The sequence below is a fragment of the Labrys sp. 22185 genome (assembly GCF_052045555.1).
Lineage (GTDB): Bacteria > Pseudomonadota > Alphaproteobacteria > Rhizobiales > Labraceae > Labrys > Labrys neptuniae.
On the sequence record NZ_JBQEPH010000004.1, the window covers coordinates 217,023 to 231,595 of the forward strand.

Annotated in this window: 15 protein-coding genes and 1 riboswitch; of the genes, 6 read left to right on the plus strand and 9 right to left on the minus strand. The window is 65.5% G+C overall.

The genetic code is table 11. From position 1 onward, the window contains the following. Nucleotides 1–89 precede the first annotated feature (89 nt). Nucleotides 90–920 (minus strand): sugar phosphate isomerase/epimerase family protein, encoded by an 831-nt coding sequence (locus ACTJKX_RS10940; RefSeq protein ID WP_440725274.1) that lies wholly within the window; start codon nt 918–920, stop codon nt 90–92. Continuing rightward, a complete protein-coding gene (locus ACTJKX_RS10945; RefSeq protein ID WP_440725275.1) occupies nt 920–1,996 on the minus strand; it encodes a Gfo/Idh/MocA family protein in 1,077 nt (358 codons plus the stop codon). Before ACTJKX_RS10945 ends, ACTJKX_RS10940 begins: the two co-directional genes overlap by 1 nt. A 507-nt stretch (nt 1,997–2,503) precedes the next feature. On the opposite strand from ACTJKX_RS10945, the gene ACTJKX_RS10950 reads away from it, so the two are divergent. Next, nucleotides 2,504–3,676: an ROK family protein gene (locus tag ACTJKX_RS10950; protein ID WP_394311039.1), complete on the plus strand. Its 1,173-nt coding sequence runs from the start codon at nt 2,504–2,506 to the stop codon at nt 3,674–3,676. 33 nt (nt 3,677–3,709) lie between these two features. On the opposite strand, the gene crcB is transcribed toward ACTJKX_RS10950, so the two are convergent. The 4 genes from crcB to ACTJKX_RS10970 all read right to left on the minus strand — a co-directional run bounded on the left by crcB (nt 3,710) and on the right by ACTJKX_RS10970 (nt 7,325). After that, nucleotides 3,710–4,147 (minus strand): fluoride efflux transporter CrcB, encoded by a 438-nt coding sequence (crcB, locus tag ACTJKX_RS10955; RefSeq protein WP_394311040.1) that lies wholly within the window; start codon nt 4,145–4,147, stop codon nt 3,710–3,712. Between the two features lie 288 nt (nt 4,148–4,435). Next, nucleotides 4,436–4,558: a hypothetical protein gene (locus ACTJKX_RS10960; protein WP_311934608.1), complete on the minus strand. Its 123-nt coding sequence runs from the start codon at nt 4,556–4,558 to the stop codon at nt 4,436–4,438. A 74-nt stretch (nt 4,559–4,632) separates the two neighbouring features. Continuing rightward, nucleotides 4,633–4,692, minus strand: a riboswitch (Fluoride riboswitch). A 25-nt stretch (nt 4,693–4,717) separates the two neighbouring features. After that, nucleotides 4,718–6,307, minus strand: a complete 1,590-nt coding sequence (locus tag ACTJKX_RS10965) for an ABC-F family ATP-binding cassette domain-containing protein (protein WP_440725276.1) — start codon at nt 6,305–6,307, stop codon at nt 4,718–4,720. Nucleotides 6,308–6,401: 94 nt separating this feature from the next. Then, nucleotides 6,402–7,325 carry a LysR family transcriptional regulator gene (locus ACTJKX_RS10970; protein WP_440725277.1) on the minus strand — a complete coding sequence of 308 codons (924 nt, stop codon included), beginning with the start codon at nt 7,323–7,325 and terminating at the stop codon, nt 6,402–6,404. A gap of 136 nt (nt 7,326–7,461) precedes the next feature. On the opposite strand from ACTJKX_RS10970, the gene ACTJKX_RS10975 reads away from it, so the two are divergent. Next, a complete protein-coding gene (locus ACTJKX_RS10975) occupies nt 7,462–8,073 on the plus strand; it encodes a glutathione S-transferase family protein (protein ID WP_440725278.1) in 612 nt (203 codons plus the stop codon). A gap of 56 nt (nt 8,074–8,129) precedes the next feature. Continuing rightward, nucleotides 8,130–9,125 carry a flavin-nucleotide-binding protein gene (locus ACTJKX_RS10980; protein WP_440725279.1) on the plus strand — a complete coding sequence of 332 codons (996 nt, stop codon included), beginning with the start codon at nt 8,130–8,132 and terminating at the stop codon, nt 9,123–9,125. On the opposite strand, the gene ACTJKX_RS10985 is transcribed toward ACTJKX_RS10980, so the two are convergent. Continuing rightward, the gene (locus tag ACTJKX_RS10985; RefSeq protein ID WP_440725280.1) at nt 9,112–10,179 is read right to left on the minus strand and encodes a YeiH family protein; all 1,068 of its coding nucleotides are present in this window, start codon (nt 10,177–10,179) and stop codon (nt 9,112–9,114) included. The two genes, ACTJKX_RS10980 and ACTJKX_RS10985, sit on opposite strands and share 14 nt — an antisense overlap. 100 nt (nt 10,180–10,279) lie before the next feature. Between ACTJKX_RS10985 and ACTJKX_RS10990 the strand changes: the two genes are divergently transcribed. Then, nucleotides 10,280–11,167: a LysR family transcriptional regulator gene (locus ACTJKX_RS10990; protein WP_311934614.1), complete on the plus strand. Its 888-nt coding sequence runs from the start codon at nt 10,280–10,282 to the stop codon at nt 11,165–11,167. A gap of 9 nt (nt 11,168–11,176) precedes the next feature. On the opposite strand, the gene ACTJKX_RS10995 is transcribed toward ACTJKX_RS10990, so the two are convergent. Then, nucleotides 11,177–12,055, minus strand: a complete 879-nt coding sequence (locus ACTJKX_RS10995; protein WP_440725281.1) for a DMT family transporter — start codon at nt 12,053–12,055, stop codon at nt 11,177–11,179. Nucleotides 12,056–12,169: 114 nt separating this feature from the next. Here ACTJKX_RS10995 and ACTJKX_RS11000 point away from each other — a divergent pair, with 114 nt between their 5' ends. Beyond that, nucleotides 12,170–13,054, plus strand: a complete 885-nt coding sequence (locus ACTJKX_RS11000; RefSeq protein WP_440725282.1) for a LysR substrate-binding domain-containing protein — start codon at nt 12,170–12,172, stop codon at nt 13,052–13,054. A gap of 114 nt (nt 13,055–13,168) precedes the next feature. After that, nucleotides 13,169–13,594, plus strand: coding sequence for a cupin domain-containing protein (locus ACTJKX_RS11005; RefSeq protein WP_367626659.1), 426 nt, complete (start codon nt 13,169–13,171; stop codon nt 13,592–13,594). Between the two features lie 8 nt (nt 13,595–13,602). Here the strand turns inward: ACTJKX_RS11005 and ACTJKX_RS11010 are convergent, their stop codons facing one another. Continuing rightward, the gene (locus ACTJKX_RS11010) at nt 13,603–14,472 is read right to left on the minus strand and encodes a LysR family transcriptional regulator (protein WP_440725283.1); all 870 of its coding nucleotides are present in this window, start codon (nt 14,470–14,472) and stop codon (nt 13,603–13,605) included. Nucleotides 14,473–14,573: the final 101 nt, after the last annotated feature.

Sequence of the window (14,573 nt, forward strand, 5' to 3'; positions counted from 1 at the left end):
GCTGGCCATGGCGAGACCCCTCATCCGCTTGCCAGCACCTTCTCCCGCAAGGGGAGAAGGAGATGTCGCGTGGCGTTCGGCGCTTGTCGTCATGAAATCCCCGCCAGCTTCCGGCCGAGGAACGCGGCCACCTCTGCCGCCTCAGCGGCGGCAAGGCCGTGGGTGACCAGCGGTCCATCGAAGCCGATGCGGGCGAGGCCGGCGAGATAATGGTCATAGTCGAGCACGCCCTTGCCGGCCGTGGTGAAGCCGCCGGCCGCGTCCCTGTCCTTGGCATGGGCCATGACGATGCGGTCGGCCAGGAGGTCGATGGCCTCGGAGACCAGGCGCTGCTGCTCGGCAAGCGAAGCGACCTCGAAGAGATTGGCCGGGTCGAGGATGATCTTCAGCCTTGGGCTCGCCATCTCGTCGATGATCGCCCGGGCCTTGGCGGCGGAATCGATGACATTGGCCAGTTCCGGCTCGATGCCGAGATCGATATCGTGCCGCTCGGCGATATCGAGGGCCGTTTCCAGGCTGGTGGCGAGATCGCGCCAGGCCTCCGGCGCGGCGTTGTCGGGGTGGCCGCGCCACTGGTCGTCCGGGTCGCGCGTGCCGGTGCAGAGCGTCAGCAGGCGGGTGCCCATGCCATGGGCCGCGCCAGCGATGACCTCGAGGCTGTCATGACCGCGCCAGCGCTGGGCCGGATCGGGATGGATCATGTTGTAGGTTGCGGAGACGGCGGCAATCTCGAGATTCTGGTCGAGGGCTGCGGCATGGACCGACTCGGCGATGCCGTTGGGGATGGTCTCCGGCATGGCGGGCAGGCCCGAACAGGCCATGTTGTATTGCGCGCTGCCATAGCCCGCCGCGCGGGCAGCCGCCATCACCGTTCCCGGTTCACTGCCGGGGAAGGTTTTGGCAAAGATGCCGAGCCGCATCACAGCTCTCCCTTGACGTCGGCGAGCCGCACGGCGCGGCACTCGCGGACGGATTGGGCGATGGCGATCATCGCCCGGACGGAAGCGACGCCGTCCTCGATATCGGCGCCGCGCATCGGCGCGTCCTTGAGGATGACGTCGGCGAAGCCCTCGAGCTGGCGGCGATAGAAATGGCCGTCCGCGCCGAGGACGCGGGTGGTGGCGCCGTCCTTCTCGCGGAAGATGTCGACGTCGCTGCTCTTGTAGTACCAGGGGTTATAGGTCTTGCCGAGCACGCTGCCATGCTCGCCATAGATCTGGAAGCCTTCGTGCCAATCCATGCGCACTGATACGGTGAGGTCGAGATGGCCGAGCGTGCCGTTGGCGAAGGCAAGGTCGACGAACCAGCAGCGCGCGCCGAAGCGCTCGGAGAAACGGGCCTCGACCTCGACGATCTCGCCGCCGAAATAACGGGCGGTGTCGACGAGATGGCTGCCGTGGGCGAGCATGTAATAGCGCTGCAGGTCGGCCTTGGGGTCGGCGGCTGGCCTGCGCGCCTGCTTGCTGGTGACGATCAGGGGCTGGACCGCATCCGTCATCGGGTAACGGTGCGTCGAATCGCAATACCAAGCCTTGAGGGCGAGCATCTCACCCATTTCCGTATCGATGAAGGCCTTGGCGGCTTCGAGGCCGGCATCGAAGCGCTTCATATGGCCGACCTGCAACACCTTGCCGCTTGCAGCCACGGCGCTGCGCAAGGTTTCCACCTCCTCCACGCCGATGCCGACAGGCTTTTCGCTGAGCACGTGCTTGCCCGCTTCCAACGCGGCGATCGAGGCCGGTACGTGGAAGGCGTCCGAGGTCGCCACGATGACCGCATCGAGTTCGGGATCGGCCAGCATGGCGGTGTAATCCGAAAACGTCTTCTCGGGCTGATGGGTCCAGGCCATGCGCTCCAGGAGGTCGGGCGCGACGTCGCAGATGGCGTAGAGGTCGGCATTGCGCGCCTTGGTGCAGCTTTCGAAATGAGCGGCCTGGGCGATCGGGCCGCAGCCCAGCACGCCGACCTTGAGGCGGCGCTCTTCCTTCTTCGGCATCAGGGCTTCCTGTGTTTTCTATAATTTATTTATTATCTAAACAAATATGAAGTGCAAGGCTTTTGCTGCTGTCGTCCCCGGGCATGGCAGGGGTGCTTTGGCGCTTTGGGAAAATGCCTCCAGCCAGGCAAACGTTCGTCCTCGATAGTTTGGCCCATGGCAAAGCGTGTTTGAGCCGGACGCGTCTTCTGCTCTTACTGTCCGTACCAAGGCGTCCTCGTGTTTCCGGAGCGTTTTGCGATTTGGCGGAATCGCCAAGGATGGCAAAGACGCTTCAGCCGATCCGCAGGATTGGCCTGGAACTAAAGAGTGAGAGTAAACCAGTGTTTCCGTCTAAACGCGCTTTGCTCTAAAGCGTTTTGCGATTTGGTGGAATCACCAAGAATCGCAAAGACGCGTCGGAACAAAGAGTTAGAGCAAATGGGCGTTCGCGCTTGAACGCACTTTGCTTTAGGTGATTCGGTCGAATCGCAAAGCCATTCTAGAGATTCGGGCGGAGGCGACACCATGGCTGACCAGACCTTCGCGCGTTATGTGAACGAGCGGCGCATTCTCACCCAGCTGCGCCTGCAGGGAGCGATGCCTCGGGCCGAACTTGCCCGGCGTCTCGGCCTGACCCCCGCCACCATCACCAATCTGGTCGAGAACCTTACGGCGAGCTCCCTTCTCGTCGAGCGGCGAACCTCTCGCGACGACAATGCGCGCCGGGACGTCGGCCGGCCCGGCGTCGACATCGCCCTCAATCCGAGCGGAGGCTACTTTCTCGGCGCCGAGATCGGCGTCGGCGTGGTGCGCTTTGCCCTGATCGACCTGGCGCTGGGAGTGGTCGACAGCCGCACGGCGCGCCTGGCCCATCCGGTCGGCCCGGAGGCAGCAGTCGACGCCATCGCCACTTATGCCCGCGGCCTGACGCAGCCCTTGCGCTCGATCGGCATCACCGTGCCCGGCCTGGTACGCTCGGACGGCTATGTCGTGCATCTTCCCATGCTGGGCTGGAAGGATCTCAATTTGAAGGCCCTGGCGGAGCAGGTGCTCAGTGCGCCTGTCTTCGTCGAAAACAACGCCCATGCCGCCGCTTTCGGCGAGGTCTATACCCAGCCTGGTCTGCAGGCCGATGCCATCGTCTATCTCAAGCTCGGGGCCGGCTGCGGCGGGGCGGCCATCGTCAACGGACGCCTCGTCCGCGGGGCTGGCGGAACGGGCAATGAGTTCGGCCATATCCGCATCCGCGAGGCGGGCCCGCGCTGCTCCTGCGGGCAGGAGGGCTGCCTGGAGACCTTCGTCAACATTGCCGCGCTCGACCGTTCCTATCGGCCCGGCCAAGGCTTCGGCGTCGACAGTCTTTCCGCCCTGCCGGCGATGGTGGCCGCCGCCGCCCATGCCGGCGATCGCAACGCCGGTGTCGCCATCGACGAACTCGCGGACCATCTCATCATCGGGCTGACATCTCTGACCAACATCTTCAACCCCAGCACGATCGTGCTCGGTGGTGCCATGCGTCCGGTACTCGCCGCCCGTCTCGACAGGCTGTCGCAGGCGGTCGGCGCCGGCATCGTGCCGGGGATGACCAAACCGCAGATCCGCTTGTCGACCCTGGGCGAGATGGAATGCGCTATCGGTGCCGCCACCATCGCCCATCATCAGGATTTCGACGTTTCCAACATCGAGATCGGCGGCTGATGCCAGGTGCGGCACCTGGCTGGGGATCCGAAGTCAGGATGCTTCCTCGTCCACCTGAACCTGCGCTGCCTGCTGCGTGCCATTGATGGTTGCCGCACCATAGAAGCCCAGTGCGGACGCCGCGACGCAGAGCACCACGGATACGCCGACATTGATCAGCGCCCGCACGGGCATGTTCATGTGCAGGAGTTCGAAGGTCTGCAGGCTGAAGGAGGAGAAGGTGGTGAAGCCGCCGCAGATGCCGACCATGAAGAACAGCCGCCAGAGATCGGGCAGGGGCGCCCGGCCATTGGCGAGGGTCAGCGTGCCGAAAAAGGTGATGGCGAAGGAGCCGGCGATGTTGATGAGAATGGTCGCCCAGGGCAGGTTTTCGCTGTAGGGCGCCATCCACAAACCGATCCAATAGCGGCCGACGGAGCCGATGGCGCCGCCGATGGCGATCATGATGGTGTTGGCGAGCACGGGTGACATGGATGCTCCGAAAATTCGGTGAGAGAGATGAAGATTTCGGCGGCAATAGGCTGGTCTGATGAGGATAGCCGGGCTTAGGCCCAATGCGGATCACCTAGCAAGGAACCACTACGATTTGTCATAGCCGGGCTTGACCCGGCTATCCAGAAACCCGCGACTTGACCGGGCTCCGGGCTGGATTGCCGGGTCAAGCCCGGCAATGACAAGGGTAGTGCAAACTTGAAGGCGCTCGCGTGAATGGTATTGGGTTTAGGCCACCGCCAAACTGAAATCCCGACACTCCGTGATTCATGGCGGAATCAGCCCCAGCCGCCAGGCGATGGCAAGGCCGATCAGGCCGAGGACAGCCAAAATCAGCCAGATGCGCAGAAGGAGAAGCGGGATCGGCCGTCCTGGCCGCGAAGGGCGCATGGCATACCTCCAGGGAGATCGCTGCGGCACTTCGACGAAAGCGGGAGTTGGAACGAACTCCTACCGGCGCCAAGCACCTGGTAGGAGTCATCAGCCTTGCGGCGGTTTGGGGGGACTCCATCCCCATGTCCCCACATTACGGCCTGGGCCCCAGCGGGGTCAAGCTGCCGGAGACAGTTCCAGCCGCCGTGTGATGCCAATGGCCTCCAGAAAGCTCTCGTCATGGCTGACCACCAGCAGGGCGCCATCATAGGCGCGCAGGCCTGCTTCCACCGCCTCGATCGCATCGATGTCGAGATGGTTGGTCGGCTCGTCCAGGATCAGCAATGGCGGCGGCCTTTCTCCGCCCAGAACGCAGGCGAGGCCGGCCCGCAGCATCTGCCCGCCGCTGAGGCTGCCGGTCTTCTGGAGAGCTGCGTCCGCCCGGAACATGAAACGGGCCAGGGCCGAACGGCAGTTATTCTCGTCCGATCGCGGATTGAGCCGCTTGAAATTGTCGCGGATCGTCTCGCTCGGGTCGAGCACGCTCACCTCCTGGTCGAGCAGCGCGAAGCCGGGCAAGACCCAGACATGGCCGGCCTGGGGTTGCAGCCGCCCGGTGACCAGGCCGAGCAGTGTCGTCTTGCCGCTGCCATTCGCACCGGTCACGGCGACGCGCTGGGGCCCTGCGAGGGTGAAGCGGAGGTCGTCCAGGACAGGCCGAAGCGGCTCGTAGCCAAAACGCAGCGCATCGAGGCGCAGGACCACCTTGTCGGCGGGCAGACCCGTGGACGCGAGTTTCACCGACAAGGGTTGCAGGATCTCGAGGCGTTCGCGCGCCTTGGAGAGAGCTTCGCTCGCCTGTGACTGCTGCCGTTCGGCCAGGCGGGCTCCCGCGCCTCCGCTCTTTTCGCTGCGTTCCTTCTTCGCGTCGAGCAGCAGCAGGGGGGCATCGCCCTTGGTTCGCGCCTTGCGGCCCGCGCTGTCCTTGCGTGCCTTGCGTTCGGCGGCGATCTGGGCCTTGCTCTCGGCTGCATCAAGCTGCTTCTCGGCCTCGCCCAGATCATGGCGGACTGCCGCCAGCTCCAGGGCCTTGCGTGCCCGGTACTGGCTCCAATTGCCGCCATAGACGCTGGCGCCGAGCGAGGTCAGCTCGACGATGGCATCCATGGCCTCGAGCAGTTCGCGGTCGTGGCTGACCACCAGCGCCCCGCCGCGCCAGCCGGCGAGCAACTCGATGACGGCCTTCCGGCCCTCGCGGTCGAGATTGTTGGTCGGCTCGTCCAGCAGCAGGAAGTCCGGCTCGGCGAAGACCAGCGCCGCCAGGCCGATCCGCGTGCGCTGCCCGCCCGACAATGTCGTCAGAGGGGTATCGGGTTCGATCGGCAGGCCGACCCGGACGAAGGCCGCGGCGAGACGGGTTTCCAGTGTCCAGTCGGCGGTGACGAGGTCTTCGGCGGAGGCAAGGCCGGCTTCCGCCCGGGCAAGCAAGGCGAGGGCCTGCGTTACGCCGAAGAGGTCGGCGACAGTCTCGTCCGGTCCGACTTGGACGACCTGGCGCAGGCGTCCCAGGCTGCCATGGACGATGACACGGCCGGAACGGGGCTGGAGATCCCCTGCTATCAGTTTGAGTAAGGTCGTCTTGCCGACGCCGTTGCGGCCGACGAAGCCGGACCGTTCGGGGCCGACGCTCAGGTCGAGCCCGGAGAACAGTGCATGGCCGTCAGGCGTGGACCAGGAGAGATTGGAGAGCGTAATCGAAGCAGGCATGAGAATGGATGATCCCTGACACAAGGCAAAGCGGTGTTGCGGTCAGGTTCAGATCCATTGCTTCTCACTCACTGGGGTGGTCGACGTCTCCTATCTAGGAGAGTGGGCGAACTCGCGCAAGGTCGCCGAAGATCGGGTTCGCTCGCAGGCGTTCCACGGCGAAATCGACGAAGGAGCGCACCTTGGCGGAGGGAGCCCGGCCGCCGGCATGCACGATATGGATCGGCACCGGCTCTTCCTCGAACTCGGTCAGCACGGTGCGCAGCGTGCCCTCTCGCAGGGCCGTGTCGACCTGATAGGCGAAAACGCGCACCAGCCCCCAGCCGGAGATGGCAGCCGAGATCCCCGATTCGTTGAGATTGCACATCAGCCGCGGCTGGACGCCGACGTGGATCTTTTCGTCGCGGCCGAAGCGCCATTCCAGCCGAGGCCAGGCACCGATCCTGGCGATGACGCTGTGGCTGGCGAGGTCGGCGGGACTGCGCGGCTCGCCATGTTCGGAGAGATAGGCGGGCGAGGCGCAGATCACCCGCCGCATGCTGCCGACGCGGATCGCCGTCAGCTCAGAATCCGGCAAATGGCTGATGCGGATGGCAACGTCCATGCCTTCCTCTACCAGATTGGTGATGCGGTCGAGGAACAGGGTCTGCGCGCTCACGACCGGATGCCGGCCGAGATATTCCATCACCACGGGCAGGATATGGAGCTGGCCGAACATCACGGGCGCGGTGACGATCAGCGTGCCCGTCGGGGTGGTGTAGGAACCGGAGGCGGCCGCTTCGGCGTCGGCAAGGTCAGTCAGGATGCGCTGGCAGTCATGCAAATAGCGCTCGCCGGTCTCCGTGAGCTTGAGTGACCGGGTCGTGCGTACCAGAAGCTGTGCGCCAATGGCGTCTTCGAGAAAGGCGACGGCCCGGGTAACCGCGGGCGGGCTCATGAACAAGCGGCGGGCTGCTTCGGCGAAGCCGCCGCTCTCGGCCACCTTCACGAAGACCCGCATGGCCTGCCAGCGATCCATGAGCTTCCCTCAGCTATCGTAGTCGAATGATTATTTCAATATTGGGAATGATGTCTTGCATGCAATCCATATTCTCTACCTCAACCGAAATGGTCAAAATCCTCCCAGGATGCCGGCGTTGGCGAGGAGGTCACCTATGAAGCTCTATCACTATCCCCTGTCGGGCCATTCCCATCGGGCCCACTTGTTTCTGTCGCTGGTGGGCGTGCCCCATGAACTGGTCGATGTCGACCTGAAGGCCGGCGAACACAAGACGCCGGATTTCCTCAAGCTCAACACGCTGGGCCAGGTACCGGTTCTCGACGATGGCGGCGTGATCGTGCCGGATTCGCTCGCCATCATCGTCTATGTCGCCCGCAAGCTCGGCCTGGAGGGTTGGCTGCCGACCGAGCCGGCCGCTGCGGCGGCCGTGCAACGCTGGTTCTCGGTCGCGGCCGGCCAGCTCCGGATGGGCCCGGCCGCCGCTCGCCTGATCACGGTCTTCGGTGCCAAATATGATGTCGAGCAGACCTTGGCGGCGGCGCACGCCATTCTCAAGCTGATCGACCAGGAATTGATCGGACACGACTGGATCGTTCTCGATCGCCCGACCGCTGCCGACGTGGCCCTCTACAGCTATATCGCCTCGGCCCCGGAGGGGAATGTCGATCTGACGCCCTATGCGCAGATCGGCGCGTGGTTGCGGCGGGTCGAGGCCCTGCCGGGTTTCGTGCCGTTCCAGAAGACCGCTATCGGGCTTGCCGCCTGAGGCGGCTCCGTCTCATCGCAAAACGCTTTCGAAAGGCAAATGTCATGGATGGCAATGTGCCTGTAGCCGCGGATTCACCGTGGCATCAGGGCGAGCTCGCCCTGCAACGCCGGGCGGGAGCCGCCGAGCGCATGGATGTGGTTGGGCGGCGCGTGCTGCGTGACCATCTGATCGAGCAGCATCGCGATTTCTATCCGTTGCTTCCCTTCATCGTTGTCGGTGCCGCCGATCGTGCCGGCGAGATCTGGGCAACGATCCTGGCCGGCCGGCCGGGGTTCCTCCATTCGCCCGAACCTCATACGCTGCATGTGGCGGCCATGGCGGATCCCGCCGACCCTGCGGCCTCCGGCCTGGAGGACGGCGCCGCGATCGGCCTGCTTGGCATCGAGCTGCATACGAGGCGGCGCAACCGGCTCAACGGCACGGTACGGCGCACGGGCCCGGACGCTTTCGACGTCGAGGTCGGCGAAAGCTTCGGCAACTGCCCGCGCTATATCCGCCTGCGCGACTTCAGCTTCGCTCGCGATCCGGCCGCGGCTTCCACGCTGCCGGTCCGGCGCTTTGATCGCATCGAAGGCCCCGCGGCGACTCTGATCGCCGGCGCCGAGACACTCTTCATCGCGTCTTCGGTGGTGGGCGCGGACGGACACCGGCAGGTCGACGTCTCCCATCGCGGCGGCCGGCCGGGCTTCGTGGCGGTACAGGACGACGGCAGCCTGCTGATGCCGGATTTTGCCGGCAATCTCTTCTTCAACACACTGGGCAACATCCTGGTCGATCCGCGCTGCGGCTTCACCTTCGTCGATTTCGCGACGGGAGACCTGCTCCAGCTTTCGGGAGACGGCGAGGTGATCCTGGAGGGGCCGGAGATTGCCGCCTTCGAAGGTGCCGAGCAATTGCTGCGCTTTCGGCCCAGGCAGATCGTATTGAGGCCAGGCGCTTTGCCGCTGCGCTGGCATTCGCCCGAAGATGGTGCCTCACCGCACGCCCTGGCGACGGGGAGTTGGGACGAGGCGCGTGCCTTGCTGAAAACGGTCTTCAGGCAACCTTGAGCAGGACGATCAGCGCGTAGCTAATCACGCCAAGGGCGAGCAGGGACAAAATCACCGTCGAGGTCACCCGCGGGCCGGCCTTGGCGACGGCTCGGATGTCGACGGTAAGGCCGAGCGCGGCCATCGAAATGATGGTGAGCGTGTTGGCGGCCGAGGCGATCGGCTGGAGCGAGGCCTGTGGCAGGAGGCCGAAGGAGCGCAGAGCCATCATGGCCAGGAAGCCGATGATGAACCAGGGCACGATCTGGCTGAGGCGGGGACGTGCCTGGGCGGGCGTGCCTGCTGCCGAGGCATCCGCCTTGCGCCGGATATCGCTGATCAGGGCCAGAATCACGATGACCGGGCCGAGCATCAGCACCCGGGCGAGCTTGACCAGGGTGCCGATCTGCACGCTGAGGGCGGCGACGGGCGCGGTCGCGGCCAGAACCTGCGGCACGGCATAGACGGTCAATCCGGCGAAGACGCCATATTGGCCCGGCGTGAGGTCGAGCGCCGGCACCAGCAGCGGCAGGCCGATCACGGCGACCACGCCGAGCACGGCGGTGAAGGCGATCGAGGCGGCAACGTCCTTGCCGTTGGCGCCGATCACCGGTGCCGTCGCTGCGATGGCGGAGTTGCCGCAGATCGAATTGCCGCAGGCGACCAGCAGGGCCATGTTGTGCGGCAGGCCGAAGGCGCGGCCGATGCCGAAGCTCAGCATGATCGACACCATCACCACGCCGGCAATGCCCGCCATCAGGCCGAGCCCGGCATCGGCGATGGCGGCAGCGCTGACGGAAGCGCCGAGCAGGACGACGGCGACCTCCAGCAGGGTCTTGGCGCCGAAGGTGATGCCGCGATCGAAGCGGGCATGCGGCTGGGCGAAGGTACGGATCAGGGCGCCGATCAGGATGGCGAGAACGAGAGCCTCCAGCCAGGCCTTGCCGAACAGCTTGGCCTCGATGAGCTCGGCGCCCATGGCGAGGGCGGTGACGACGATGCACAGGCCCGCGCCGGGAAGAATCCCGCGAAGTCCTGTCTTATCGCTGAACCGGCTGCCGAATTTGCTGCTCATGATCCACCTGCAATTCACAGGTTTCTTCTGCCTTATTGGCTCTGTTCAATCCATTTCAAAATAGTGTAGAAATCATTCGATAAAATCGAATGGTTTTGCGATGACCCTGGAGCAGCTCAGAATTTTTGTGGCGGTCGCCGAGCGTGAACACCTGACGCAGGCCGCGGGCGAACTGCATCTGACGCCCTCTGCCGTGAGCTCCGCCATCCGCGTGCTGGAGGATCGTTATGGCGCGGCTTTGTTCCATCGCGTCGGCCGCCGCATCGAGATGACGCCGGGCGGGCGGGAGTTCCTGCCCACGGCGCGGGCGACGCTCGCTTCGGCCAAGGCGGCGGAGCTGGCTTTGTCCGAACTTGGTAGCGGCGCGCGCGGCTCGCTTGTCGTGCATGCCAGCCAGACCATTGCAAGCTATTGGGTGGCGCCCTTCCTGGCCCGCTATCACGACGTCCATCCGCATGTCGATCTCAGGCTGGAGATCGGCAACACCCAGAGCGTTACCCAGGCTGTGCTGGAAGGGGCGGCCGAGATCGGCTTCATCGAGGGCGCCATCGACGAGCCGGCCCTGGCGGTGCAGACGGTGGCGCATGACCGGTTGATCGTAGTGGTGGCGCCGGGCCATCCCTGGGCCGACGGGCGTACGGTGCGGCCCTATGACATCGCCACCGCGCGCTGGATCATGCGCGAGGAAGGGTCCGGCACGCGTTCGGTCTTCGAGGAGGCCTTGCGGGCGCGGGACGTCGACCCAGGTGCCCTCGAGATCGCTCTGGTGCTGCCCTCGAACGAGGCCGTGCGTTCGGCCGTGCGCTCGGGGCCATTTGCCACCGTGATGTCGGAACTCGTCGCGGCGCCCGACCTGCAGGCGGGGCGGCTGGTGCGGATCGCCTTCGACATGCCGCCTCGGGCTTTCCGCATGCTGCGCCACCGCGAGCGCTACCGCACCAAGGCCTCGCAGATGCTGGAGATGGTGATCACCCAGACCGGCGGGTGAGATCGTCTCTCAGCCGCCGCTGGTCGTGGGCAGCCGGGTCAGCCAATAGCCGCCGGCGAGAATCGTGAGGCAGCCGAGCGCGGCCTTGAGGTCGGGAACCTCGCCGAAGGCGAGGAGGCCGAGCAGGGCGGCGAACACGATCCAGCTATAGCCGATCGGCCCGGCCACCGCGATGTCGGCGAGCCGATAGCCCCTGATGTTGCAATATTGGGCGAGGATCGCCACCGGCCCGAGCATCAGGCAGGCCAGGATCGGGCCAGGCCCGACGATCTTCCAGCTCAGCCAAGCCGGCACCAGCATCAGGAGGAAGCTGAACAGGTTGACATGGGCCAGCATGGAAAGCGGCGTGTCGCCCTTGGTCAGCCGTTTCACATAGATGATCTCGAAGGCCATCAGCACAGCGCCGAGCAGGGCCATCGCGGCGGGAACGGTGACGTCGCCGAACGATGTGGCGGCCGAATGCTGGCCGATCACCACCGCGAGCGCCCCGAGGCCGCAGGTGAGGCCGGCCAGCCAATGGCGCCAGCCCACGGTCTCACCCAGCATGACGACGGCGAGCGCGACCACGAAGATGCCTTCGAGCAGGCCGATGGCGCTGGCGGCGGCAACCGGCATATGGGCGGCGGCATAGATGGCCGCCAGACCACCGAAACTACCGAAGCAGGCGCGCAGGAAATGCTGGCCCGGCCGCGGGCTGCGCAGGGCAGCGAGGGGCTGCCCGCCGGCCTTGGCCACGACGAGTGTGGTGACGAAGCCGCTGGCATAGCGAAGTACGAGGATCTGCGGAATCGCGAGCAGGGGGCCGGCAAAACGGCCGGAGGCGAAGATCAGGGTGAACAGGGCGGTGCCGACCAGGAGCCAGAGGGCGCCCTTGGCATTGGCACTCATGCCGGCTGTCCCGGCCAGCGGCGTTGATTTTGCTGCAATCGTCATGCTTGATGAGGTCACAGATTTCGTCCCTGCAAACAAACGCGTTCTTTGATTGCTGCATGAGGAAAATCGATGCAGGCGCCTCGCCGTCTTCCGTCCCTCAACGCTGTGCGCGTCTTCGAGGCAGCGGCTCGCCTCGGCAGCCTGAAAGCGGCCGGCGAGGAATTGGGCGTGACGGCCAGCGCCGTCAGCCATCAGGTGCGCCACCTTGAGGAAGGGCTCGGCGTGCGCCTGTTCGCCCGTTCGAACAATGCCATCGAGCTGACGGCGGAGGGCGCGCGTTTTGCGGCGGCGACCGCGCCGGCGCTCGACATGATCGCGGCGGCGGCTTCCGCGCTGCAGCGCGACGCCAACGAGGTCCTCGTGCGCGCCTCGGTGTCGCTCGCCCTGCGCTGGCTGATTCCGCGCCTCGGCCGCTTCCGCCAGGCTCATCCTTCCATCCGCGTCCGCCTGGAGACACCGGTCTCGGCAATGGCCGACCATGACGACATCGATCTCGTCATCGGCTATTCCCGCGCGGAAAATCCGGTCCAGGGGGGAGCGGTGCTGTTCGACGATGTCTGCGTCGTGGTGGCGGCACCCGAGGTTGCCGCCCGCTATCGCGATGCCGGTGCCGCGGAACTGGCTGCTTCGGGAGCCCTGATCTCGGCGACGCAGGACGATTGGGACTGGCGTCGCTGGGCCGAGGTCCATGGCGTCGACTGGCGCGAGGTGCGCATGGCCAATCGCTTCGAGATCGACGATGCGGCCTGGGAGGCGGCGAGTGCGGGCCTTGGCATGACTCTGGCCTCGCCGCGCCTGATCGAGCGGGAACTGCGCAACGGCCTGCTGGCCGTGGTCGGCCCGCAGGACGGGTTGCTGCTCGGCAATTACTGGGTGCGGGCCCGCCCGCCCATTCGACGGGGTGCGGAACTCTTCCTGGCCTGGCTGCTGGAGACCGCGGCCGAAGCCGCCTAAGAAGCGCGGCCGGGCGGCAAAACCCACCCTTGCCGGGGAAGCGATTGGAGCGCAAGCTCGCAGGGAGCCGCAGCTCATCTCTGTCTCGAAACTGGCGACCAGGGGGATCGCGCCATGTCGGAAGTCATCAGCATCAAGGGTCTGGAACTGCGCTTCCTGCATAGCAAGGCGGACACGCAGGGCAGCCTCGACATGTTCGAGATGATCGTCCAGCCGCACGCCCGCATGCCGGTCGCGCATTATCACGAAAGCTGGGACGAAACGGTCTATGGCCTCGAAGGCAAGATGACCTTCCGAATCGGAGATGGTGAAGTTGGATTGAGCGTGGGAGAGACGCTCTTCATCCCGCGCGGCACCGTCCATGCCTTCCGCAATGACGGACAGGTGCCGGCGACCTGTCTCGTCGTGCTGACGCCTGGCGTGCTCGGCATCGACTATTTCCGCGAAGTGGCGGCACTGCTGGCGTCCGACACGCCCGATCTTGCGCAAATGGGTGCCATCATGCGCCGCTACGGGCTGATACCCGCTCCCTTGAATTGAAGCGCGTTCTATTTGCCGATCGGCAGCAGTTCCAGGAAGGCTCGGCCGGCGGGGCTGATGTCCTGCTTGCGGACGGAGGCATGCAGGTCGCGGCGCAGCGGCGGGGTCAGCCGGCGGACTGCGAGGCCGCTGGTGTCGTCCGGCAGCGTGAGGTCGGGCATCACGGTGAGGCCGATGCCCTCGCGCACCATGCCGAAGATGGTGGCATTGTCACGCACCAGGAACAATATGTTCGGCTTGCTGCGGGCTGCCGCCAGTGCGTCGTCGAGTTGGCGGTTGCCGCCGCCGCCCGGAAAGATGGCGCGCTCGCCATCGATGGCGTCCAGGCCGATCGAGGCGTTCTTGGCCAGGGGGTGGCCGCCGGGCAGAATCAGCATGAAATCGTCATTGGCGACGATGGTATTGTCGAGATCGGGGTGAGGCTCGCCGCTGATGCCGATATCGACGGCATCGGCGAGCACCCAGTCATTTACTTCCTCGTCGGTGCCCAGATGCAGGGTGATGCCGGCCTGCGGATAGAGCGCCCGGAACGGCTTGAGCCAACCAGGCAGCAATCTCGCCGCCGCGCTCTGCACCGAGCCGATGCGCAGCGTCGTGCCGGAGAGCTTGTCGCTGGCCTTGGTGACGGCGGCCAGGCGCTGTGCGCCCGCCAACAGGGCCTGGGCCTCCGCGAAGGCGGCCTCACCGAGATCGGTGAGCTTCACGCCCACGCGCGTACGGATCAGCAGCTTGGCGCCGAGGGCATCCTCCAGTCCGGCGATCGCCTGGCTCACGGCCGATTGGGTGAGATGGATGCGCTGGGCGGCGGCAGTGAAACCGCCGGTCTCCGCTGCGGCGACGAAACAGCGCAATTGGGTGAACGTGATATTAGGATGCATGATCGCTGAAGCTTGGCAGAACAGTTGTCCTAATATGATCTGTGCCTGCCGACTTGCCTAGGATTACGGTTGCATCTGAATAAAAGAGTGCGGGCCATGCG